We start from the raw sequence: 23,199 nt of genomic DNA on the forward strand, positions 1-23,199 counted from the left end.
GCAAAAATTTATTGATAAAATAAATCAGCCATTTCTTCTATGGTACTTATTTTTAATACCTCTCTTACATATTCACTTTTTTCAATTAACTGATATGTTTCAGTTATAACATCCCTAAATTGGTAAATATCGTTTTCAGAAAAACTGACCATAATAACGAGGCATACGTCAATACCTCCCCATTTAATCGGATGCTTTAATGTAACAATTGAAACACTTGATTTTTTTACTGTTGTTGGATCAGCATGCGGTAATGCTGTTCCACTATCTAAGCTTGTTACCCCCATTTTTTCACGATTAAAAATAGATTTTCTAAATCTTTCTCCAACATACTCTCTTCGCTCTAATTCTGAGATCATAAAATTTAAACATTCTTCCTTACTACTAAAGGCTACATTTAACTTAATTAATGAAGGATCAATAAACTTAGATAGACAAGGAAATGTAAAATTTTCTAACCTTTCAGAAAATATGATTCTGTTTTTCTTATCTAAAATATATTTAGAATATGCCATCATAATATTTGAGCAATCTTCACTACTCAATAAAGGTGATACTTTTACAATAGGGACTTCAATATCATTTATGTCCACAGTTGAAATTATTAAATCCACATTATCAAGATCACTTAAATACAATTTTTTAAGACTTGACACCTCAAAGTTATCCTTTGCCGGTAGAAGTTGTATGACCTTGCTATAAATAAATTGCGAAGAGGAAACTCCATAAGGACAAATTATCACAATGTTATTTGCTTTAGATATACTATCCAATGCTATTTGAAAATAAATAACAATAAGTGAAACCTCATCATCATTTAATGAAACATCATATTCCATTTCAATAATAGATAATGCATACCATACAATGCTAAACATTTTGGAATATTGATCCTTAATCATATCTAAAACTGGATTTTTTATTTCAATTCCTCTCTTAAGTCGCAAAATCATTGCTGGCAAATGGTAAAGCAGTGAACGATATAATCTTTTGTCGTTGCTTAAATCAACTTTCTCAATCTTACTCATTCTTTCAATAAGTCTTTTTATTATATCTGAATATTCAGTATTACTTCCTTTTACGTTATTAGTAATCCTATGTGCAAATAATTGCTTGCATAAAAATTCAACATCTTCCGTATGAAACTTGATATTAAACTCTTTACTAAGCAGCTCTACCATGCTATTTGATACAATATACGTTTCCATATACCTTATATTATTAAATAGGAAGGTCTCTTCTACTTCCATGTGAAACCCGTGTTTTAGCCTCTGAACCTGAATAATAATTGTTACCAATAACGACTTAATATAATATTCAGATACCTCTTCAGTTAATTCAGCATAATCTTCAAATAGTAATTTAGATACTTTAGTTATTACCTCTTCTTCGATTATCATGGTTAATTTCTGTTGTAAATCAATCATGCTGTTATTTAGTATGTTTGAAAATATAAATTGTTTAACTGATTTTTGAACAGCCAATTCCTTTCCAACCACCCTAATTCCATCATTATCAGTTAGAATATGTATTTCACAATTTATAAGTACTTTTTCTATTATTTCTAAATCTTTATATATTGATGTCTTGCTTACCATAAACTCTTTTGATAATTCTTCTAATGATGGATTTTCAGAATTTAAAAATACTCTTTTAACTATATTAAATCTCCTAAAATCAGGCGAAAAAGTATCAAATTTATTTGAATAGTCCTCCTGACCAATATGCTTAAAAAGAGATTTTACATCATCCTTAGATCCAACCAGGAGAATTCCATTTCTTGGAGCAACCTGTAAGCTTACATGAAATCGTTTTGTTAAACAATTCAATTCTTTAATGTCAGAATAAATAGTTTTTGTTGAAACTGAAAGCGCTTTGCTAAAGAAAGAAGCAGGCTTATATTCATTTTGCTTGTACAAAAGTTTCAATAATTTGATTTGTCGACCAATCAAATTGCACACCTCCTAAATTAATCTAGCTAATTACTCTTCTTTCTAGATTTAGAATAACATCGGTTTTCACTTATAGCAATTACATTTAAGTCAGTATTAATGTAGAACTAAATATTATAACTATTTCAACATAAAAAATCCGCTCGAAAAACTTCGAGCGAATTTCCTATAGATATTCTTCTATTTCCTTCTCATTTTTTAACTCTTCCACAAGATGCTTTAATTCCTGATCTCTATTTTTATCCATTATCAGCACTACATTTCCTGCATCAACTACAATTAAGTCCTTAACTCCAAAACAAATTATAAGATTTTTATCGCCAAATATGGAGCAATTTTCTGTATCTTCTAAAAAAACATTATCACTTGCAGTATTTTTACCCTCACAGCCTTTTAAAAATCTTGATAGTGAACTAAAATTGCCAAGATCATCCCAATCAAAATTTGATTTCACCACATAGCCTTTCCTAGTTTTTTGCATTATTCCAAAATCAACGGATATACCTTCCATAGTACTGTACCTTTCATTTATAATCTCATGTTCACTTTCTGTTCCAACTGCTTCATAAATTTCCATCATACCCTTATACATCTTTGGAAGATATTTATTCATTTCTCTTAAGTACGTATCTGCCCTCCAAATAAACATACCACTGTTCCAGAGGTAATTTCCTCTGCTTAAAAGATCCTTTGCGACCTCTATATTAGGTTTTTCAAGAAATCTTTCAACTTTATATATAGATTCATAATTAAGAACCTTATCTCCCATTTGAATGTATCCGTATCCTGTTTCCGGCCTCGTGGGTTCTACCCCAATTGTTACAAGTCCTCTTTTTTTATCGACAATCTCAATTCCCTGATTCAAAGTATCTATAAACTCTTTTTCATCTTCAATATAATGATCTGAAGGCAGTACTATCATTGTGGCATCGTTGTCCCTTTTTAAAAGCTTAACTGCCGAAAGGCCTATACAGGTAGCGGTTTCTTTATTCTCTGGCTCAGTAAATATATTTTCCTTTCGTATATCTGGAAGTTCTTCGTAAATCCTAGTAATGTAGTTTTCATTAGTTATAACATATATATTATCCTTACTTACTAAAGTTTTTATTCTATCAACAGTATTTCTTAAAAAACTTTTATTATTTACAATTTTTAAGAACTGTTTTGGATTTTCCCTTCTTGAAAGTGGATATAATCTTGTTCCTTTCCCCCCTGCCAGTATTAATGCGTATAACACACAAAACACCACACTATTATTGCTCTTCATTTCATAATATGAAAAACAACTAGATGTGGTGAAAATATGTTTATCTATATTGTTTTAAACATATTCATATGATGCCATTTATTATTTACACATTGAATAAAATATCGTATAGTAGAATTAAAGTAAAGCTTATTGTGGCAAAAAAAGGGGAAAAGTACAATGATTGATTTGCATATTCATACCAATAATTCTGATGGTGAATTTGATATAAAAACTATATTAAAAATGGCAGAAAGTAAACATTTAAAGCTAATCTCTTTTACTGATCACGAGACCGTAGGTGCCTACAAAAAAATTGAAGCTTTATGTCCACAAGAATACTATAGCGGACAGATAATTACAGGTGTGGAAATTGCCTTTATGTTTAATGGAATTAGTATGGACATGTTAGGTTATAATATTGACATTAATGAAATATCAAATTCAAATATATTACAAGCTAATAAACAATCAGATTGTATTTATGAGGAAAGTATAAAACTTAATTACTTATTAAAAGCCTGTGAAGAGCTTAAAATTGTACATTCCAATAATTTAAGTATAAAAAGCAAAAATGATCGCGCAAATGATGTAATTTGCGATGATATTTTGCTTTATAAAGAAAATTTTTCCATTTTACAAGAACTAGAAATTACAAATAGAACAACTTTTTATAGAAAGCACTGCCTTAATTCAAACAGCCCGTTTTTCATATCCTCACAAAACAAGCTTCCAAGCATCAATGAAGTTGTAGAAACAATTCATAAAGCTGGAGGCAAGTGCTTTTTAGCTCATCCTTATGTATATAACGTGGACAATATAAAAGATTATATTGATAATATTAGGAATTTAATTGATGGGGTTGAGTGCGTACACCGTGAACACTCTAATTCACAAATTAATATGCTAATTAACTACTGCAATAAATACAATTTATTAAAAAGTGGAGGTAGTGACTTTCATATTTCCTCTCATTGCTTAGGCTTTGGAAATAAAGGTAAACTGCCAGTAGATTATGCTTTAGTTAGCAATTGGCTTTAATAAAAAGCGCCAACTCACACTATAAGTGCAGGGTGGTGCTTTTTATTTTACCGACACATATCTATTGCCTTTTATATAAAATCTCCAAAGATAATCTTTTGCTTCTTCTGCATAATCTATTCCAACTCTTTTAGCTTCAACTATTTCAAAGGGTTCATTCTTCAATTCCTCAAAGTAAAGTTCATCACCGCACAAATCCATTTCATTTTGCTTTTTTGTAATATCCATAGCTAAGCAAAGCTTTGAAGGTCCATTAGTTAGATTTTTAACTTGATATTTATTAAGTTCACTATATGCTTTTTCAAACCTTCTCTCGCTCATGGTTTCTATTCCTTCAGTTGGTTCTATAGCTCTTATGAGAACACCCTCTGGTATATCCTTTTTCATGGCAACCACATTCATACAGTAATATAATCCATATATAAAGTACACATAAGAATATCCAGGTTCACCATATAATGCTTCATTTCTTGGGGTTCTTCTACCTCCATATGCATGTGCGCCTTTATCATTTATTCCCCTATAAGCCTCAGTTTCTACAATCTTACCAGAGGTTTTTATTCCATTTACCACATGTACAAAGTTTTTTCCTAAAAGTTCCTTAGCCACAACTATAGTATCTCTGCCATAAAACTCCTTTGGTAATTTCAAAATATCACCCTCCTAAAATCAGAGTAAAGAGTAGAGTGATAGTTAATTTTCTTCCGCTTCACTACAGAAGATTAAAAACTTAGTAAGCTATCACTCTATAAATCCACATTCATTCTACTCTTTACTCTGTTTAATTGCTTTATTAATTCTCTCGAGTCCTTCTTTTAAAATAGATCTTGGACAAGCTAAGTTAATTCTTTCAAAGCCATTTCCTTCGTCTCCAAATATATATCCTTCATCAAGCCAAACCTTAGCTTTTTTTAGAATAAACTCATGAAGCTCACGAGGATCCATCTTCAAGGCACTAAAGTCAAGCCATGCAAGATAAGTTCCTTCTGGTTCTATAACTTTTACATAAGGCATATTTTCACTTATATATTTCTTCATAAAATTTAAGTTTTCTTTTAAATAATCCATAAGTTCACTTAACCACTGTTCTCCATGATTGTAAGCTGCAACCGAAGCACACTCGCTAAAAGCATTAGGCTCTGCATTTCCAATACTCTCTATCACATTTATAACTTTTCTTCTAAGCTCTTTATTAGGAATAATAAGGCTTGAAGTTCTAAGTCCTGCTAAATTAAAAGTCTTGCTTGCAGAAATGCATACTATAGAATTATTCTCGAAATCTTTACTTATTGCTCCAAAGGTAGTATGTTCATTTTCCTTATATATTATGTCAGAATGAATTTCATCCGAAACAACAGTAACTCCGTTTTCAAGGCATAAATCACCTAATTTTTTAAGTTCCTCCTTAGTCCATACTCTTCCTACAGGATTATGTGGACTGCACAAAATTAATGTTTTGACTCTTTTATCCTTAAGCTTTTTCTCAAGGTCCTCAAAATCCATTTTATATTTTCCATTTTCAAATTTCAAAGGATTTCTAAGAACTCTAAAACCATTATTTTCAATAGCTCTAAAAAATGGATAATAAACAGGTGTCTGAATAATAATCTTGTCCCCAACTTGATTTAATGCTTTTACTATTAAATTAAGTCCTGTAACAATTCCTGGAGAGTATACAATCCATTCCTTCTTTATATTCCAGTTATGCCTTCTTTTAACCCAAGATATTACAGCATCATAGTATTTATCACTAAATCTAGTATATCCATACACGGCATGTCCAGCTCTCTTTTTTACTGCTTCTAAAATTTCTGGCAGCACTTCAAAATCCATATCTGCTACCCACATTGGAAGCACATCTTCTCCCATTGCATCCCATTTTTCACAATTTGTATTTCTTCTCTCAATCACCTTATCAAAATCGTAACTCATTAAATAGTCCCCTTTCGTACAAAGTAAAGAATAGAGAGTTGGGTAAGCGATGATACAAGTTAAAATCTGCTCCGTACTCTCTGCTCTTAATTTTCTAAATTATATAGTGAAACTTATTTGTAAAACATTATGAATCATAAATTTAAAGATTCCATACATTTTAACTTCAAAATCAAAGGGGACTTTTCACCTTTTACTGCTTTTAAAATAACTCTTTGCTAAAGTATCTGTCTCCTCTGTCTGGAAAAAGCGTTACTATATTTCCACCTGTTATTTTCTCAGATAATTTCAAAGTTCCTGCCATGGCTGCCCCAGATGACGAACCTACAACAAGTCCCTCTTTTATTCCTAAAAGCCTCACCATTTCGAAGGCTTCATCATCATTAACCTTTATAATATCATCCACTAGCTTCATGTCCATGGTATCAGGTATAAAATCATTTCCTATACCCTCTATATTATAACATAGTTCTTCTCCGCCTCCCATAGTTGAACCAACAGGATCTACTAGTATTCCTTTTATTTTGGGGTTTTTTTCTTTTAAGAATTTAACTATACCGGTATATGTTCCACCACTTCCTGCTCCTGCTACAAAGTAATCTACTTTTCCATCAAGTGCTTTATATATTTCTGGTCCTGTAGTTTCATAATGTGCAAGTGGGTTTGCAGGATTTTCAAATTGTTTAAGCGATATAGAATTCGGTATTTCCTTCAAAAGCTCCTCTGCCTTAGCTACAGCACCAAGCATACCCTTTTCTCTTGGTGTGTTTATAATTTCAGCCCCATAAAGCCTCATTATTTTTTGCTTTTCTATTGAAAACTTCATAGGAACTACAAATATAACCTTATAGCCCTTATTTAAAGCTGCCAGTGCAACACCTATTCCTGTATTTCCAGCTGTAGCTTCTATTATTGTTCCACCTTTTTTTAGCTGTCCACTTTCTTCAGCCTTTTCAATCATGTATACTCCTATTCTATCTTTAACACTTCCACCTGGGTTAAAATTTTCAAGCTTAGCAAATACGTTTATTCCTTTTGTGAATTGAATATTATTTATCTTTAAAACTGGAGTATTTCCAATAAAATCCTTAATATCATTTAAATAATTCATTTTTAACATCCCCTATCTTATATATGGATAACTGACAAATTAAAAATTTCAAATTTCAAGTTTATCCTGACAAACTGGAAGTTGTGAAGTAACAATGCTTCGTCGCGTTAAAAAAATCCTATAAATCTAAGGTTCAAAAATCATAAAATACTAAGATATTTCAATAACTCGCCATCGCTCAGACAGATTGAAATATCTAAGCATTTTACAATTTTTGAACCAAGATTTATTAGAATCTTTTTAAATCGTTCCTTCAGCATTGTTATTTCACTCCCACGGTAATACAAGGAAAAAATTCCTCCGTACCTACTGAATTTTGGTGTAAATCTTTATAATCCATCATTTAAAGAATTTATAATTGCTTTTTATTGTAAAATCTCGTCAGCGGTGTATTTTTCGTAGAGAATCGGAGAAAAATATTCCTTGCTTTTTCGGGCTAAGTGAAGCGATGTTGAATTGGGATGGTTTAAATAAAGCTTTATAAATCTTAGATGGTAAATCGTAAAAGTCTTAGAGAATTTAATCTGTTTGAGCGATAGCGAGTTATTAAATTCTCTTAGAATTTTAGGATTTATCGTCTTAGATTTATTAGCTTTATTTAATATCCCAAATCAATGTCACCTCGCTAAATTCCAGTTTATCAGCATGAATTTAATATTAGTATTCTCAATCTTTAAGCTTGCTTATCTAATAAGTTCAAAAGCCTTTTTTAAGTCTTCTATTAAGTCCTCAACATTTTCTATTCCAATAGATAATCTTATAAGGTTATCAACTATTCCAAGCTCCTGTCTCAATTCATACGGAAGAGCAGCATGTGTCATAGTTGCTGGATGGCATGCTAGTGATTCAACTCCTCCAAGACTTTCACCTAAGGTTATAAGTTCTATATTCTTCATAAACTTTTTATAATCATATTTTTTATCTATTACAAAGGATAATACTGCTCCAGCGCCTTTTGCCTGCCTCTTTTGAAGTTCATAACCGGGATGGCTTTTTAGTCCTGGATAATATACCTTATCTACTTCTTCTCTGCTTTCCAAAAACTCTGCAATTGCAGTTGCATTTTCAATATGTCTATCCATTCTAACTGGAAGTGTCTTTATTCCTCTAATGAGTAAGAAACTGTCAAAAGGTTGGAGTATGCCTCCTGTAGAGTTTTGTATAAAGTGAATTTTCTCTGCCAGTTCCTCACTATTAACTACCACAAGTCCAGCTATTAAATCGCTGTGACCTCCAAGATACTTTGTTGCACTATGAAGTACAATATCTGCACCAAGTTTTAGTGGCTTTTGAAGGTATGGTGTCATAAAAGTATTATCAACAACTGTTAAGAGTCCATTTTTCTTTGCTATGTCTGAAACAGCTTTTATATCTGTTATATCCATAAGTGGATTAGTTGGCGATTCTATAAAGATAGCCTTTACCTCTTCATCTATATTAGTTTCAATGTTTTTTATATCAGTCATATCCACCATTTTATATTTTATATTGAAATTATTAAAAACTTTATCAAGTACTCTAAAAGTACCTCCATAAACATTATTTGATATTAAAATTTTATCTCCACTTTTAAATAGCATTATGACTGCCGTAATAGCTGCCATTCCTGATGCAAATGCAAAACCTTTTTCTCCCTCCTCAAGATCAGAAATTAGTTTTTCAAGTGCAGCCCTTGTAGGATTTCCAGTCCTTGAATATTCATAACCTTTGTTCACTCCTATTTCTTCCTGCTTATAAGTTGACGTCTGATATATAGGAACATTAACTGCACCTGTCTCCTTATCTCCATCAATTCCTCCATGTATTACTAGTGATTCAAATTTCATAATATCTCCTCCATTTTATATTTTTCATATTGTTTTACTAGGTTTTTATTTATAATTTAATATTTTTTACCCTGTGCTATGAATATCCCTACTTCAGTAAACTCACCTTTACTTGAATAACCTGTGCATTTAAGTCCACTGCTTTCAACACTTATTTCCTTTAAGCCCGCTTTTTCCATAGCACTTTTTATTTGCTTATGAGAAAAACCAAGCCAAACATCATGCATTTCTTCTCTAGCCCAAGTACCATTATGCTGTTCTACATCTGATATTATTAAAGTTCCATTCTTTTTTAGTATTCTTTGCATTTCTTTAACTGCTTTTTGTATATCTTCTATGTGATGAAGCGCCATATTGATAAAAACTGCATCTACACTCTCATCGTATAGTGGCAAATCATACATATCGCCCTTCATTGGATATATATTTTTTATCCCTTTATTAAAAGTAGTTTTCTTTAATTCATGAAGCATATTTGTTGAATTATCCATTGAAAAAACTATGTCTGCCCTTTCTGACAGTCCAAGAGATATAAAACCAGTGCCACAGCCTAAGTCTGCACAAACTTTATCTTTTATATTAACTTTAGAAATAACCTTGTTTCTCAGTTCATCCTTAAAATACTCCTTCCTTATTTTGTTCCAATCTTCTGCAATCTCATTAAAATAAGCTGCTGAATTCATAATTAAACACTCCTTCTAAAAATCTTAAAAAATAAAAAAACTCCTGCCTCTATAAAAATCTTATAGAGGCAGAAGTTATATCTGCGGTCCCACTCTACTTGCTGCAATAAAAACAGCACTCGTAATTAGGTACATCTTAATACCCTAACGCTTTATCGTGCGTACACGCCGTAGTTCACCATGTATAAAATACATTTCAACCCGGTTCTCAAGGGTGCATTCAATTAAATTCTCCCAAAAATCCATTTCAGCCAATGTGGATTTATCTCTGATGTTATAAACTTAATTTACTATTCCCTATCATCGATTCACCTTTAATAACATTTTATGCAAAAATAAAATTTACGTTCATGTTATAAACATTATACAACTATATTTTAAATTTTACAACCTAATTATTTCCGTTTTTTCAATAGCTTCCTCTATTAGCTTTTCTTTGTCTAGAATGCTTTCAGATTTTCTTATTTGCTCCAAAATAGGCTTTGTCTTAGGATGCTTTGGTACAAATATAGTGCAGCAGTCCTCATATGGAAGTATAGAAGTTTCATAAGTTCCTATCTTTCTTGAAATGTCCATGATGTCTATCTTATCAAGTGCTATAAGTGGTCTAAATACAGGTCTATCGGCGCAATCATTGCTCACCACAAGCCCCTGCATTGTTTGACTTGCAACTTGACCTATGCTTTCCCCTGTAGCAACAGAATGTATTTCATTGTCCTTTGCTATTCTGCAAGCGATACTCATCATAAATCTTCTCATAATTATAGTGAGTTCGTCTTCTCTGCACTTTTCTATTATCTGCATCTGAATATCTGTAAAAGGAACCACATATAAATTAGTTCTTCCAATATATCCAGTTAATATTTCAGCCAACTTTTTAACTTTGTCTTTAGCTCTTTCACTTGTATATGGAGGACTGTGGAAATATACACAATCAACCTCTACTCCTCGTCTTGCCATCATATACCCTGCAACTGGAGAATCTATTCCACCAGAAAGCATAAGAAGTGTTTTTCCATTAGTACCATATGGCATTCCATTAAGCGCCTTTATAGGTTTTGAATAAACATAAGTATTGTCTCTGACATCTATGTGAACCATGCATTCTGGATTATGTATATCTACAGTTATATCCTGAAGATTATCTAGAACATAAGCTCCAACTTCTCTATTTATCTCCATTGAATTATATGCAAAAGTTTTGTTTGCCCTGTTAGTCTCTATTTTGAAAGTTTTAGCTCCACTTTCCTTTACTTCCTCAAGTGCCTTAGCTTTTATAGCATCATAATCTGTTTCTATCTGTGATACCACACAAATTTCAGCAATTCCAAATACCTTCATTAATCTTTCTATAATTTCATCAACATCGCTGCCCTCTAAAAACCATCTTCCAGAATCATGAACAAAAGTATATTCCAAACCCTTTAATGATCTCTTCATATTGTCTCTTAATTTTTTTTCAAATTTGCCCTTATTTAAACCCTTCAGGAAAATTTCAGAGGCATATTTAACCATTATCAGTTTTTTCATTTTTTTATTCTCCTCAAAAACTTAAGTATTTTTTCTAAATTTTCTACTGCATAATCTATTTCTTCGAATGTATTTTTAGGCGAAAAACTAAATCTCAAAGCACCATCCATATAACAATTTTCAACTCCCATTGCTGCTAGGACATGACTTATATGCTTTTTCTTTGATGAACATGCTGACCCAGTAGATACGTATATTTCTTTATCTTCAAGCGCATGTACTAGTACTTCTCCTCTTACTCCATTAAATGAAACATTAACTACATGTGGAAGAAAATCCTCGCCCATTCCACAGTTAATCTTAATATCTTCAATTTTAGAAATTTTATTTATGAAGTATTCTTTTAGACTCTTCACCTTAGAATAGTTTTCTTCCATATTCTCATGTATATTTTTTGCTGCGTAAGCAAAAGCTGCAATTGCAGCAAGGTTTTCTGTTCCACCACGTAAGCCTGCTTCCTGTCCACCGCCAGCTATAAGTGGTTCTGGCATAAGACCCTTTCTTATATATGCAAAACCTATGCCCCTTGGTCCATATATTTTATGGGCACTAGTTGAAAGCAGATCTATTCCCATTTTTTTAGGATTTATCTTTAACTTTCCATAGCTTTGAACTGCATCTACATGAAATTTTACTCTTGAACTTTTTGCTTTTATAGCTTTACTTATAGCTTCAATATCCTGAATAGTGCCTGTTTCATTATTAACATGCATAATGCTCACAAGAACAGTATCCTTTGTTATACTGTTCTCAAGCTCTTCAAGGTTTATTTTTCCTTTACTATCTACATCTATATATGTAACTTTTACTCCCCATTTTTCAAGCTGAGCAAAAGTATTCAAAACACTAGGATGCTCTATTTTAGAAGTTATAATGTGTAATCCTGGTTTTGCAAAACCTTTTATGAGAAAATTATTGCATTCACTTCCACCAGAAGTAAATATAATTTCACTTTCTTCTGCTCCTATTGTATCTGCCAAAATTTTTCTTGATTCTATTAGCTTATCCTCTGCCTTTTTACCTAAAGAATGAAGTGATGACGGGTTTCCATAATAATTATAAAAAACATCCTTCATTATTTCTGAAACTTCTTTAAGAGGCTCAGTAGTTGCACTATTATCAAAATATACCAAGTGCGAGTCCCTTCTTTCTTATTAATTCATATCAATTACCACAATAAATATAAGCCAATAGAAATTAATTGTCAACTTTTTTATTTTTTTAATTTTTTCAATCTATTTACTGCCTCTATCAAGGTCTCATCCTTTTTAGCAAAATGGAATCTAATATAATTGCTAACATCTTCCTTAAAGAAACTTGACCCAGGCACTGCTGCAACTCCTATTTCATTTGCAAGCCACTGGCAGAATTTATAGTCATTTTTTTCACCAAATTCAGATATATCAACTAAAACATAATATGCACCTTGAGGTTCAAAATATTTAAGTTTAGCTGCATCCAATCCATCCAAGAAAAGCTGTTTTTTTCTATCATAAATATTAATTAAATTATCATAATACTCTTCTCCAAGACTAAGCCCAGCACATGCAGCTTTTTGAAGTGGTGCTGCTGCCCCCACGGTCAAGAAATCATGAACTTTTTTGCAGTTATCAATTATTTTTTTGTCAGCTATAACATAACCAAGTCTCCACCCAGTTATAGAATAAGTTTTAGAAAGTGAACTACATGATATAGTTCTTTCCTTCATTCCAGGAAGTGATGCCATATAGGTATGTTTATATGGTTTATATACTATGTGTTCATAAACCTCATCTGTTATTACAAAAGTATCATATTTTTTAGCCAAGTCACTTATATACAAAAGTTCCTCTCTTGTAAATACCTTTCCAACAGGGTTAGATGGATTACATAGTATTAAAGCTTTAGGTTTCTCCTCAAATGCTTTTTTCAAAGCTTCTTTATCAAAATTAAACTTTGGTGGAATAAGTGGAATATAAATAGGTTCAGCTCCACAAAGTATTGCATCTGCTCCATAGTTTTCATAAAAAGGAGAAAATACAATTACCTTATCTCCTTTATCACAAACAGACATCATTGCTACCATCATTGCTTCAGTACTTCCACAGGTAACAACTATATTTTCATCTGGGTTTATATCAATGCCCATATATTTTCTCTGTTTTTCAGCTAGTTTTTGTCTAAATTCATTTGATCCCCAGGTAATTTCATATTGATGTGGTCCATGAATTGCTGCTTCTTTAAGAGCTTCAGTTATCTCAAGTGGAGGCTCCCAATCTGGAAATCCCTGTGATAAATTAATAGCACCACAATCATTAGCTACTCTCGTCATTTTTCTTATTATTGATTCCGTAAACCAATCAAGTTTATTGCTTAAATTAGGCATTTTATTATCATCTCCTATAAAAAAATAAAACCGCTTTTCGAGTAAGAAAAACAGTTTTTTAATTTCTAGAATATACTTTTCTCTTATCTCTCAAATAAATTTGCAGGAATTAACACCATACATTCAAATGAAAAATGCTGGTTGTTGGGTTTCACAGGGCCAGTCCCTCCACCGCTCTTGATAAGAAACAATATTAAATTTTAATTAAATTATATCATTCTTTTTATTAATGTACTAGTTTAAATTATGTTTTATGTTAAAATATTATTTTCTGATTTCAGTATAGTCAACATCTACTACATTATCTTTGTTATATGCAAATTCTTCATCTATACTTGAAAACTCTTCAGATATTTTATCTTTTTTATTAGTTTGCATTTTTCTACTACTTTTATTTTCAAACCACTTAGTTATTTTAAATACACCCCAAATAGTTACTCCTGCCACTAAAAGTACAGGAAGAATTTTTATAAATAATGATATTGCTAAAAATGCAATGACTAAACCACCTATAGTACCTAATATTCTTTTATTTGAAAAACTCATTATAATCACTCCTCAATGTAAATTTAACTTTAAAAATATTATACCACAACCTTTTAATAAATAGTATAATATAACGCTTAAAAAAGTATTAATAATCTGTTAATAGTGTTTATAATTTTAATAAATTTATTGCTTTTGGTTATACTACATTAATGTGCAAATCCTTTAAATACTTTAATTCAAACTAAGAATATCATGGAGGTTCTTTTAATATGGCTCATAAAGGTAACAAAAACAGCAAAGATAATAAAAAGGCTGGTCAAAAAACAAAAAGCACTCTTGAAAAAATGACACAGGAATTATCAAATGAAATTGGTTTAACCTATGACAGGTCTAAACGAAAAAGAAATAAAAATTCAAATACCAACAGTGATCCTAGAAGCTAAAAAAAATAATATGTACTCAAATATTATTATAATATTTGAGTACATATTATTTTTTATCAAAAGAAAAAGTGATACTACTATAACTTACTTAGTTCTTTTTCCAATATTTCTTTAACCATAGGTGGATTTGCTTTTCCCTTACTTGCTTTCATAACCTGACCCACAAGATATCCAATTGCTTGCACTTTACCTGCTTTGTAATCTGCAACTGATTTTTCGTTATTTTGAAGCACTTCCTTAACCATTCCTTCAAGAGCACTACTATCACTTATTTGTGACAATCCTTTTTCTTCAACTATAACCTTAGGCTCTTTAGAAGTCTTAAACATTTCTTCAAATACTTCCTTTGCAGCAGTATTGCTTATAACCTTTCCTTTTATCATATCAAAAAGTTCCTTCATATTTTCAGGGGATACAGGTATACTCTTAGAATCCGTCTCTGTTTCTCTCATTAATCTAAGCATATCTCCAAGCATCCAGTTCGAAGTAGTTTTGCTCTCTGCACCTAAAGCTACTACCTTTTCAAAGTAATCAGATAGTGCCTTATCCTCTACAAGTATCTCAATTTCCTTATCTGTAAGTTCATATTGTTCTTTAAATCTTTTTGTTCTATCAACTGGAAGCTCTGGCATTTCTTCATTTACACTTTTGATTAATTCATCTTTTATAACTATAGGAATTATATCTGGTTCAGGAAAATATCTATAGTCATTAGCATCTTCCTTGGTTCTCATGGTTACAGTTTTTCCCTTTCCTGCATCCCATCTTCTTGTTTCCTGCTTTATTCTGAAGCCTTCTCCAAAATCATAAAGCTCTTTCTGACGTTTTTCCTCTTTTTCAAGTGCTTTTTGAAGTTCCTTAAAGGAGTTTATGTTCTTTATTTCAACCTTAGTATTGTATTCTTCTTTTCCAAATTCTCTTAAAGATATGTTAGCATCACATCTCATTGAACCCTGGTCCATACGACAGTCTGATATATTTGCATACTGAAGTATTGCCCTTAGTGTTTTCATAAACTCAACTGCTTCTTCTGGCGAACGCATATCTGGCTCAGAAACTATTTCTATAAGAGGAACTCCAACACGGTTATAATCTATAAGTGAATAAGGTTCATACTCCATGTGTACAAGTTTACCTGCATCTTCTTCTATATGAATTCTATTAAGTCTTACTTTTCTCATTCCATCTTTTGTATGTATTTCTACATATCCTTCGCCGCATATAGGTAAATCAAATTGAGATATCTGATATGCTTTTGGAAGATCTGGATAAAAGTAATTTTTTCTATCCATTTTATTCAATTTATTTATTTTGCAGTTAAGTGCTTCCCCTGCTTTTACTGCAAGATGAACTACTTCTTCATTTAAAACAGGAAGTGTTCCTGGAAGTCCCATGCATATTGGGCAGGTATGCTCGTTAGGTTTAGCTCCAAATTCTGTTGAGCAATTACAAAATATTTTTGTTTTTGTGCTTAATTCAGCATGTATTTCAAGACCTATGACGGTTTCGTAACTCATATCTATCTCTCCTTTTCAAGTGCTCTTGCTGCTCTAAATATTTTCTTTTCTCCAAAATGAGGTCCTAAAAGCTGCAATCCTATTGGAAGTCCCTCCTTACTTACGGCGCAAGGTATTGATATTGCAGGAATTCCAGCAAGGTTTATATTTACTGTGTATATATCTGCAAGATACATTTCAAGAGGATCTGCTTTTCTCTCTCCTATTTTAAAAGGAAGTACAGGTGATACAGGACTAAGTATAAGATCATATTCTTCAAAAGCTTTTTTAAACTGAAGTTTTATTTTCTTTTTAAGCTTCAATGCTCTTTTATAGTATGCATCATAGTAGCCTGAAGAAAGAGCATATGTACCAAGCATTATTCTTCTCTTAACTTCATCTCCAAAAGCCTCTGTTCTACTGCTTTCCATTAAATCATATACATCCTCAAAATCCTTTGGTCTGTATCCATATCTTATTCCATCAAATCTTGCAAGGTTTGAACTTGCCTCGGCTGATGAGATTATATAATATGCAGAAAGTCCTTCTTCCGTTATTGGAAGACTCATTTCTTTAACTTCTGCCCCTAAGCTTTTTAATTTTTCTATAGTAGCTTCAACTGCTGCTTTTATTTCTGGATCAAGACCCTCTCCAAAAAATTCTTTTGGCATTCCTATTTTCATGCCTTTAATCCCATCGTCGATTCCATCTAGGTAATCAACTTTAGGAAGGCCTTTTACGCTTGTGTTATCTAGCTGATCTTCCCCTGCAATAACATCTAAAAGCTCTGCGCAGTCTTTTACTGTCTTTCCAAATGGTCCTATTTGATCAAGAGAAGAACCAAAGGCTATAAGTCCAAATCTTGAGACAAGTCCATAAGTTGGTTTAAGTCCTACAACTCCACAAAAAGCTGCTGGCTGCCTTATTGAACCACCTGTATCTGAGCCTAGTGATATTGGTGCCATTTTAGCAGCAACCACAGCAGCAGAACCACCAGAGGATCCTCCTGGAACCCTTGTTATATCTCTTGGATTTTTAGTAGTTTTGAAAGCTGAATTTTCGGTAGAAGAACCCATGGCAAATTCATCCATGTTTGCTTTTCCTATTATTACTGCATCCTCTTCCTTTAATTTCTTTATTACTGTAGCATCATAAGGTGGAACGAAATCATAAAGCATTTTTGATGCACAGGTAGTTTTTATTCCATCTGTACATATATTATCCTTTATTGCAATAGGAATGCCCGCAAGTTTTCCTACCTTTTCTCCTTTTGCGATTTTTTCATCTACTATTTTAGCCTGCTCCATAGCATAATCTTTACACAAAGTTACATATGCTTCTATTTCAGGTTCAGTTTTTTCTATATTATCAAAATAAGCTTTAACTATATCCTGTGATTTTAATTCTTTATTTAATATAGAAGCTTTTAATTCTTCTACAGTCATATCCAATATATCCATTTAAAAAGCCTCCTTATTCTATTATCTTTGGCACTTCAATAGCACCATCTCTTAAGGATTTTACATTTTGCATAAGTTTCTTTTTATCCTCAAAAACCGTAGGAACATCTTTTCTAAACTCAGTATTAACTTCATCAAATTCATTAATGTTTATGTCAGATAAATCAACTTTATCTATAGTTTCAAAATGTCCAAGTATAGCTTCAAATTCCTTTGCAAGCTTCTCTGCCTCTTCCTCTGTAAACTTGAGCTTTGCAAGTTTAGCAATATACTTAACTGTATCTAAATCTACATGCTTATCACTCAAAATAATCACTCCTCATTCTTTGGCAATCAATTAATTTTTAAACATCTAAAATTTTTTTAATAACCTTTAATTTTTTATTCAACCTATAATAGTTCACAATGTACAGTGCACAATTCTCAGTTAATGATGCTTTTTCTCCATTATCGCTGCAAAAATCTATAGATACATTCAAAGATTTTACGTAGCGATAGCGGAGGAAAATCCACCTTAATATTGGGTGGTAAAATGATATTATTAAAAAAACTGTTTAAAGGAAAAGTTTTTAAAACTTATATCAAAATTGTTAAAAATCTTAGAAGTTTCAATTTGTCTGAGCTTAGCGAGTTATTGAAACTTCTTAGAGTTTTAATAATTTTCATATTTAGTTTTATACTTTTCATTTAATGTTTTTTAAATAATATTATTTTACCATTATGGTGTTATTCTCTTCATATCTCTTGGAAGAAGTGAAGCTTCTCTTATATTCTCAAGCCCTAATATCTGCATTGTCATTCTTTCAAGTCCTATGGCAAAACCACCGTGAGGAGGCATACCAAATTTAAAGTTTTGAGTATAGAAATCAAATTCTTCAGCCTTAAAGCCCTTTTTCTTTATATTTTCAACTAACATCTCATAATCATGAATTCTCTGACCGCCAGTTGTTATTTCAAGCCCTCTATATATAAGGTCAAAGCTTTTTGTTCCTCCTTCTACTTCAGGATCTGGCATTGTATACATAGGTCTCTTTGATGCTGGATATTTTGTTAAATATACAAAGTCGCTGCCATATTCTTCTTTAATATATTGTGAAAATAGCCTTTCTCCCTCAGCATTTAAATCACCCTTTGGAGATCTTTTGCCATATTTCTTATATACTATTTCCTGTGCTTCAAAAAGAGGTATTCTAGGTATTTTAACTTCATCCGGAAGTTCTATGTTATACATTTCAAGTTCTCTTTTGCAAGTTTCTTTTAAATGCTTAAATAAATAGTTCATAAAGCCTTCTTCAAGATCCATTATTTCAGTTTCGTCTTCTATAAAGCCCATTTCAGCATCCAAGCTTACATATTCATTTAAATGTCTGTAGGTATTATGAAGCTCAGCCCTATATGCATGCCCAACCTCAAATACTTTTTCAAAGCCAACTCCTACCATCATTTGTTTATAAAATTGAGGGCTTTGTGCTAAAAATGCTCTGTGATCAAAATAATTAACAGTGAAAAGCTCACTTCCGCCTTCTGTACCAGAAGCTAATATTTTAGGCGTATGAATCTCTGTAAAATTATTTTGTCTTAAATAAGCTCTAAAGCATTCACATATTTCTTCTTGAACTTTAAAAACTGCCATTATCCTAGGTGCTCTCAAACTCATATTTCTGTGATCAAGTTGAACCTCAAGAGCAGCATTTATTTTTCTTCCATTTATATCAAAAGGCAATTTATCGTAGTAAGCCTTTCCTAAAATTTTAATTTCCTTTAGTTGAACTTCAATTCCACCTGGTGCTTTTTCATTTTTACTAAGTACACCAGAAGCCTCAACTGACATTTCATTTCTTAAACCTTCTAATTCTTCTTTGCTAGCAACAAGTTGTATAATACCAGTTTTATCTCTTAGCTTAATAAAATTTACATGTCCAAGGTCATATATTTTATGAATCCATCCCTTTAAAACTACTTCTTTTCCTTCTTCCATAGCAAGTGCATCTTTAACGTACAATTTTTTCATTTTACTAAACCTCCATTTTTATGAAAAATAAAAATCCGCCCCTATACTAAAAAGTATAGGGGCGGATATATTCGCGGTGCCACCCTAATTAGCCAAAGCCATCTCAAGATCAGTACAGGCAAATCCTATAACCAAAAACTATCTTTTGATTATTGTAAAAACTCACCGATACCTATTCCTTTTAACGGTGGACAGCCGTTTAAGCCTACTTTCTAAATTTCAAAGTTAGATTTGGGTTAACTACTCCAGGATGTTCTTCCAAATAACTATACTGCCGGTTTCTCAGCCCCCCGACTCTCTGAAAGTTTCGTTAAATGTACTCTTCCCTTCATCATCATTTTCTTGCATACATATACACTTATATTCAATAATATAAAAACATTATACTCTCTATTGAAATTATAATCAATATAAATCTCAATAATTTTTTGATCATTTTAAATTTTATTTGCTTCATATTTTATACTTTTACAACACCTACACCTTATAGCATTATAAATGTGCAATGGCTTAAAATTTACAAAAGGCTCTCTCTCAATATAAATATTAGCTTTAGATGTTTGCAGTGGTAAAAATTTTTTAAATTCTCTTTCTCCATTCCATACTTCTATTAAATCTATGCTACTTACAGATTCTAATCTTCCATCATTATAATTACTTTTATAGTGATAACTTGAAACTTTATTATCTGTATCCCATACTATACTATAGTTTACTAAAACATTTACTTTTATTCCATTTCCTCTTGTCCTTTCTTGAGCAAATGGAAGAAGGTCATTTGGAAAATAAGCAGATTCCGTATTTCCTATTACAAGCAATTTAGCTCCCTTTAGTATGAGATTATATGCAATTTCATCGTAAAAATCACTAAAACCATAAAAGGTAATTTCATTTATTCCTATATTAAAGCATATATCATATATTTTACATATATTCGTCAAAAGTTTTTTTCTCAAACTTACATCTTCCAAACAATTATCTATCACAATACCAATATGAGAAGGTATATTAGGCATTCTATCACTTCCTCATCCTTAAACTTACAAAATTCTCATCTTAAGTAATCTTCACTATCAAAATGAGGTAAAAAACTCTTTATATAAATTTTCTCCCTTTTATATAAAATATATATTTATATCCTATTATGTGAATTTAAAGATATATTTATTTATAAAAATAAAAACAGTAGACAATTTTTCATAAAACTATCTACTGTTATTTTCATAAAGTTATTTACATACCTTGCTCATAAGCTCATCATAATCTTTATTATCATATATATATTTTTCAGCAGTTCCATTTTCAAGATTTTCTACAAGTTCTAAATCTATAGGCATTTCTGATAAAAGTGGTAAATTTAAATATTTTGCCTGCTCCTCGGCTGATTTCTTGCTAAAAACTCTTATCTTTTCACCACATTTTTCACACTTTATATATGACATGTTTTCAACAACACCTAATATGTTCACCTTTAACTTTTGAGCCATTACAACCACTTTTTTAACAATCATAGAAACCATATCCTGAGGTGTTGAGACTATAACCATTCCATCTAAAGGAATTCCCTGCATAACAGTAAGTGCAACATCTCCAGTACCAGGAGGCATATCGATAAGTAAGTAATCTAAGTCTCCCCACTCAGCATCAACATACATTTGATTTAGCACATTGTTTATTACAGGTCCCCTCCATATAACAGGCTGATCTTCACTTTCAATCATTAAATTTAATGACATTACCTTTATTCCAAATTCCGTTTCGGCTGGTATAAACTTAACCTCTTCGCTTCCTTCTTTTTGCACTATAAGATTTCTTTTATTACTTATTCCAAGTATTCTAGGCATTGATGGTCCTGTTATATCTCCATCAAGTACCCCTACTTTATATCCTGCCTTAGCTAACTTTACAGCAATTATACCTGTAACCGTAGATTTTCCAACTCCACCCTTACCACTTATTATTCCTATAATTTTTTTAAAGTTTCCATATTTAGATTCTATTTTGTTACATCCTTTATCCTTTTTATTGCAATTACTACTACTTGCACAATTATCGCAATTACTCATAAACTGTTCCTCCTAATTATATTTAAAAATTTGCCGGCTGACTATCTGATATAGAAATATTCCAAGAATACTTACCTTTATCGTACTGGCATAAAGCATAATATACCTTTTGAACCGCAGTTTTATTGTCATAGAATGTTATCTTGCATTTATAAGCGTCAGTTTTATATCCTCTAGTTTCAACCTTTTCAGTAACATCCGTAGACACTTTATCATCAGTTACTATACTAGCATTACCTGGAAGCTTCTTTTTGAAATCTTCAATATCTGTGGAGAGCACATACTTTAATGCATTTACATCATCCTTAAAGTTAATGCCTACAGTCTTATTTTTATCAACTCCAGAGGCCTCGTATTGATTAAGCGCCTGCAAAATCATGGGATAGTATACCTTGTTAAAATTATTTGGAAGTCTTTTAGCATCTATGTCCAAAAAGTCTTTTATTATGTCGTTATCTATTCTTCCGGAAACTATATAACTCTTTTTATTATTGTATAAGTTTCCACCATCCTTTTTGTCTATTCCTGCTATATAATAAAAACTATCATATTTTACTTTATCACTTTTATACAAATCAAATATATAATCTGGCTCCAATGTTGATTTTTTAGAAGCAACCTTAGCACTTGATAAAATATCATATATTTCGCTTATTGTTTGTGAACTTGTAACAACGAATCTAAAACCTCTATCCCTTGTACTTTGTATTATTATTTTTCTTATTTTACCTTCATTCATATAATTGAAATCCTCATTTTTTAAGCCCATTTTAACTTCAACCTTCTCTACTTTTTGGCATGCTGAAATAGAGAAAACAAGTATAATAAGGGTAAAAAAAGCTACAAGTCTTTTTAACTTCAAATAAATTCCTCCTAAAAAACAAAAATAGAAGAAGCCTCAACTTCTCCTATGATTATAATACTTAAAGATTTTTTTATCAATAAAAATTGACATTAATAATTTAAGGTTTCAACTATAGCCTTAAATACAGATTTCATATTAGGGGTATAGCTTTCACTATTTGTATAAAATGAAAATCTTATAAACTTATTATCGTGATCTAAAAAATATTCAATTGCTTTATATCTTTTATTCTCTTTGTTTGTAAGAGTGTATTCTATCATATATCCCTTTCTATTTTTTATGTTTATTTCGTTTATGGTATACTGTTCAATATTATTTTGCTTTTCAGATACTTCTTTGCTCATATTAAGGAAAGTTTTTAAATCCTGTTTTTTATTCCATACCTCTATAAAGCCCCATATAGAATTATCCTCAGTTCTAAAATCATTATGATAGAGTATTTCATTCCCACCAAAATTTTCAACACTTGTCGTCCATTTAGCTGGAAGCATATAACTTATGTTTAAATTGTCAACACTATATTTTTTTAATTGTCCCATATTACTTTGGATATAAGCTGTAGATCTAATTTTACCACCTAAACTGCTTCCGACACCAAATAAAACAAGCATAAGTCCAACTACAATTACAATTCCACCTAATTTTCTGCCGTTTATAATAACAAATTTCATAACTTAATTCAC

The 23,199-nt window shown here is 31.3% G+C and carries 21 protein-coding genes, 1 riboswitch and 1 other annotated feature; of the genes, 2 read left to right on the forward strand and 19 right to left on the reverse strand.

What is annotated here, in order from left to right:
- Positions 1–8 precede the first annotated feature (8 nt).
- Together ACJDT4_RS00470 and ACJDT4_RS00475 are read right to left on the reverse strand one after the other, a co-directional pair.
- Positions 9–1,952 (reverse strand): BglG family transcription antiterminator, encoded by a 1,944-nt coding sequence (locus ACJDT4_RS00470; protein ID WP_406785559.1) that lies wholly within the window; start codon positions 1,950–1,952, stop codon positions 9–11.
- 166 nt (positions 1,953–2,118) lie between these two features.
- Complete coding sequence (locus ACJDT4_RS00475; protein WP_406785560.1) at positions 2,119–3,189, reverse strand: mannose-1-phosphate guanylyltransferase; 1,071 nt, start codon at positions 3,187–3,189, stop codon at positions 2,119–2,121.
- Between the two features lie 189 nt (positions 3,190–3,378).
- Here ACJDT4_RS00475 and ACJDT4_RS00480 point away from each other — a divergent pair, with 189 nt between their 5' ends.
- Positions 3,379–4,239: a PHP domain-containing protein gene (locus tag ACJDT4_RS00480; RefSeq protein ID WP_406785561.1), complete on the forward strand. Its 861-nt coding sequence runs from the start codon at positions 3,379–3,381 to the stop codon at positions 4,237–4,239.
- A gap of 42 nt (positions 4,240–4,281) precedes the next feature.
- Here the strand turns inward: ACJDT4_RS00480 and ACJDT4_RS00485 are convergent, their stop codons facing one another.
- From ACJDT4_RS00485 to ACJDT4_RS00525, 9 genes are all read right to left on the reverse strand, one after another.
- Complete coding sequence (locus tag ACJDT4_RS00485; RefSeq protein WP_406785562.1) at positions 4,282–4,890, reverse strand: DNA-3-methyladenine glycosylase; 609 nt, start codon at positions 4,888–4,890, stop codon at positions 4,282–4,284.
- Between the two features lie 114 nt (positions 4,891–5,004).
- The gene (locus ACJDT4_RS00490; RefSeq protein WP_406785563.1) at positions 5,005–6,171 is read right to left on the reverse strand and encodes a MalY/PatB family protein; all 1,167 of its coding nucleotides are present in this window, start codon (positions 6,169–6,171) and stop codon (positions 5,005–5,007) included.
- 202 nt (positions 6,172–6,373) lie between these two features.
- Positions 6,374–7,282 carry a PLP-dependent cysteine synthase family protein gene (locus ACJDT4_RS00495; protein ID WP_406785564.1) on the reverse strand — a complete coding sequence of 303 codons (909 nt, stop codon included), beginning with the start codon at positions 7,280–7,282 and terminating at the stop codon, positions 6,374–6,376.
- 683 nt (positions 7,283–7,965) lie between these two features.
- Positions 7,966–9,108 (reverse strand): bifunctional cystathionine gamma-lyase/homocysteine desulfhydrase, encoded by a 1,143-nt coding sequence (locus tag ACJDT4_RS00500; protein WP_406785565.1) that lies wholly within the window; start codon positions 9,106–9,108, stop codon positions 7,966–7,968.
- Between the two features lie 56 nt (positions 9,109–9,164).
- The gene (locus tag ACJDT4_RS00505) at positions 9,165–9,791 is read right to left on the reverse strand and encodes a class I SAM-dependent methyltransferase (protein WP_406785566.1); all 627 of its coding nucleotides are present in this window, start codon (positions 9,789–9,791) and stop codon (positions 9,165–9,167) included.
- A 384-nt stretch (positions 9,792–10,175) separates the two neighbouring features.
- Positions 10,176–11,321 carry a tRNA uracil 4-sulfurtransferase ThiI gene (gene thiI, locus ACJDT4_RS00510; protein WP_406785567.1) on the reverse strand — a complete coding sequence of 382 codons (1,146 nt, stop codon included), beginning with the start codon at positions 11,319–11,321 and terminating at the stop codon, positions 10,176–10,178.
- Positions 11,318–12,454 (reverse strand): cysteine desulfurase family protein, encoded by a 1,137-nt coding sequence (locus tag ACJDT4_RS00515; RefSeq protein ID WP_406785568.1) that lies wholly within the window; start codon positions 12,452–12,454, stop codon positions 11,318–11,320. The genes thiI and ACJDT4_RS00515 overlap by 4 nt, the downstream gene beginning before the upstream one ends.
- A gap of 80 nt (positions 12,455–12,534) precedes the next feature.
- Positions 12,535–13,686, reverse strand: coding sequence for a pyridoxal phosphate-dependent aminotransferase (locus ACJDT4_RS00520; RefSeq protein ID WP_406785569.1), 1,152 nt, complete (start codon positions 13,684–13,686; stop codon positions 12,535–12,537).
- An 80-nt stretch (positions 13,687–13,766) separates the two neighbouring features.
- Positions 13,767–13,873: riboswitch (SAM riboswitch) on the reverse strand.
- Positions 13,874–13,950: 77 nt separating this feature from the next.
- Positions 13,951–14,232, reverse strand: a complete 282-nt coding sequence (locus ACJDT4_RS00525) for a hypothetical protein (RefSeq protein ID WP_406785570.1) — start codon at positions 14,230–14,232, stop codon at positions 13,951–13,953.
- A 212-nt stretch (positions 14,233–14,444) separates the two neighbouring features.
- Here ACJDT4_RS00525 and ACJDT4_RS00530 point away from each other — a divergent pair, with 212 nt between their 5' ends.
- A complete protein-coding gene (locus tag ACJDT4_RS00530) occupies positions 14,445–14,618 on the forward strand; it encodes a small, acid-soluble spore protein, alpha/beta type (RefSeq protein WP_406785571.1) in 174 nt (57 codons plus the stop codon).
- A 77-nt stretch (positions 14,619–14,695) separates the two neighbouring features.
- Here the strand turns inward: ACJDT4_RS00530 and gatB are convergent, their stop codons facing one another.
- The 8 genes from gatB to ACJDT4_RS00570 form a co-directional block, all read right to left on the reverse strand.
- Positions 14,696–16,135: an Asp-tRNA(Asn)/Glu-tRNA(Gln) amidotransferase subunit GatB gene (gene gatB, locus ACJDT4_RS00535; protein ID WP_406785572.1), complete on the reverse strand. Its 1,440-nt coding sequence runs from the start codon at positions 16,133–16,135 to the stop codon at positions 14,696–14,698.
- Positions 16,136–16,137: 2 nt separating this feature from the next.
- The gene (gene gatA / locus ACJDT4_RS00540) at positions 16,138–17,574 is read right to left on the reverse strand and encodes an Asp-tRNA(Asn)/Glu-tRNA(Gln) amidotransferase subunit GatA (RefSeq protein ID WP_406785573.1); all 1,437 of its coding nucleotides are present in this window, start codon (positions 17,572–17,574) and stop codon (positions 16,138–16,140) included.
- Positions 17,575–17,587: 13 nt separating this feature from the next.
- Positions 17,588–17,881 carry an Asp-tRNA(Asn)/Glu-tRNA(Gln) amidotransferase subunit GatC gene (gene gatC, locus ACJDT4_RS00545; RefSeq protein ID WP_406785574.1) on the reverse strand — a complete coding sequence of 98 codons (294 nt, stop codon included), beginning with the start codon at positions 17,879–17,881 and terminating at the stop codon, positions 17,588–17,590.
- A gap of 411 nt (positions 17,882–18,292) precedes the next feature.
- On the reverse strand, positions 18,293–19,585 hold the full coding sequence (gene aspS / locus ACJDT4_RS00550; protein ID WP_406785575.1) for an aspartate--tRNA(Asn) ligase: 1,293 nt from the start codon (positions 19,583–19,585) through the stop codon (positions 18,293–18,295).
- A gap of 54 nt (positions 19,586–19,639) precedes the next feature.
- Positions 19,640–19,926 (reverse strand) — a binding site (T-box leader).
- A gap of 96 nt (positions 19,927–20,022) precedes the next feature.
- Entirely contained in the window at positions 20,023–20,601 is a 579-nt protein-coding gene (locus ACJDT4_RS00555; RefSeq protein ID WP_406785576.1) for a hypothetical protein, read from the reverse strand.
- Between the two features lie 213 nt (positions 20,602–20,814).
- Positions 20,815–21,651: an Mrp/NBP35 family ATP-binding protein gene (locus tag ACJDT4_RS00560; protein ID WP_406785577.1), complete on the reverse strand. Its 837-nt coding sequence runs from the start codon at positions 21,649–21,651 to the stop codon at positions 20,815–20,817.
- A 22-nt stretch (positions 21,652–21,673) separates the two neighbouring features.
- Positions 21,674–22,513, reverse strand: a complete 840-nt coding sequence (locus ACJDT4_RS00565) for a YhfM domain-containing protein (RefSeq protein WP_406785578.1) — start codon at positions 22,511–22,513, stop codon at positions 21,674–21,676.
- 92 nt (positions 22,514–22,605) lie between these two features.
- The gene (locus tag ACJDT4_RS00570) at positions 22,606–23,187 is read right to left on the reverse strand and encodes a PsbP-related protein (RefSeq protein ID WP_406785579.1); all 582 of its coding nucleotides are present in this window, start codon (positions 23,185–23,187) and stop codon (positions 22,606–22,608) included.
- Positions 23,188–23,199 lie beyond the last annotated feature (12 nt).

The organism is Clostridium neuense, assembly GCF_045310695.1.
Lineage (GTDB): Bacteria > Bacillota > Clostridia > Clostridiales > Clostridiaceae > Clostridium_S > Clostridium_S neuense.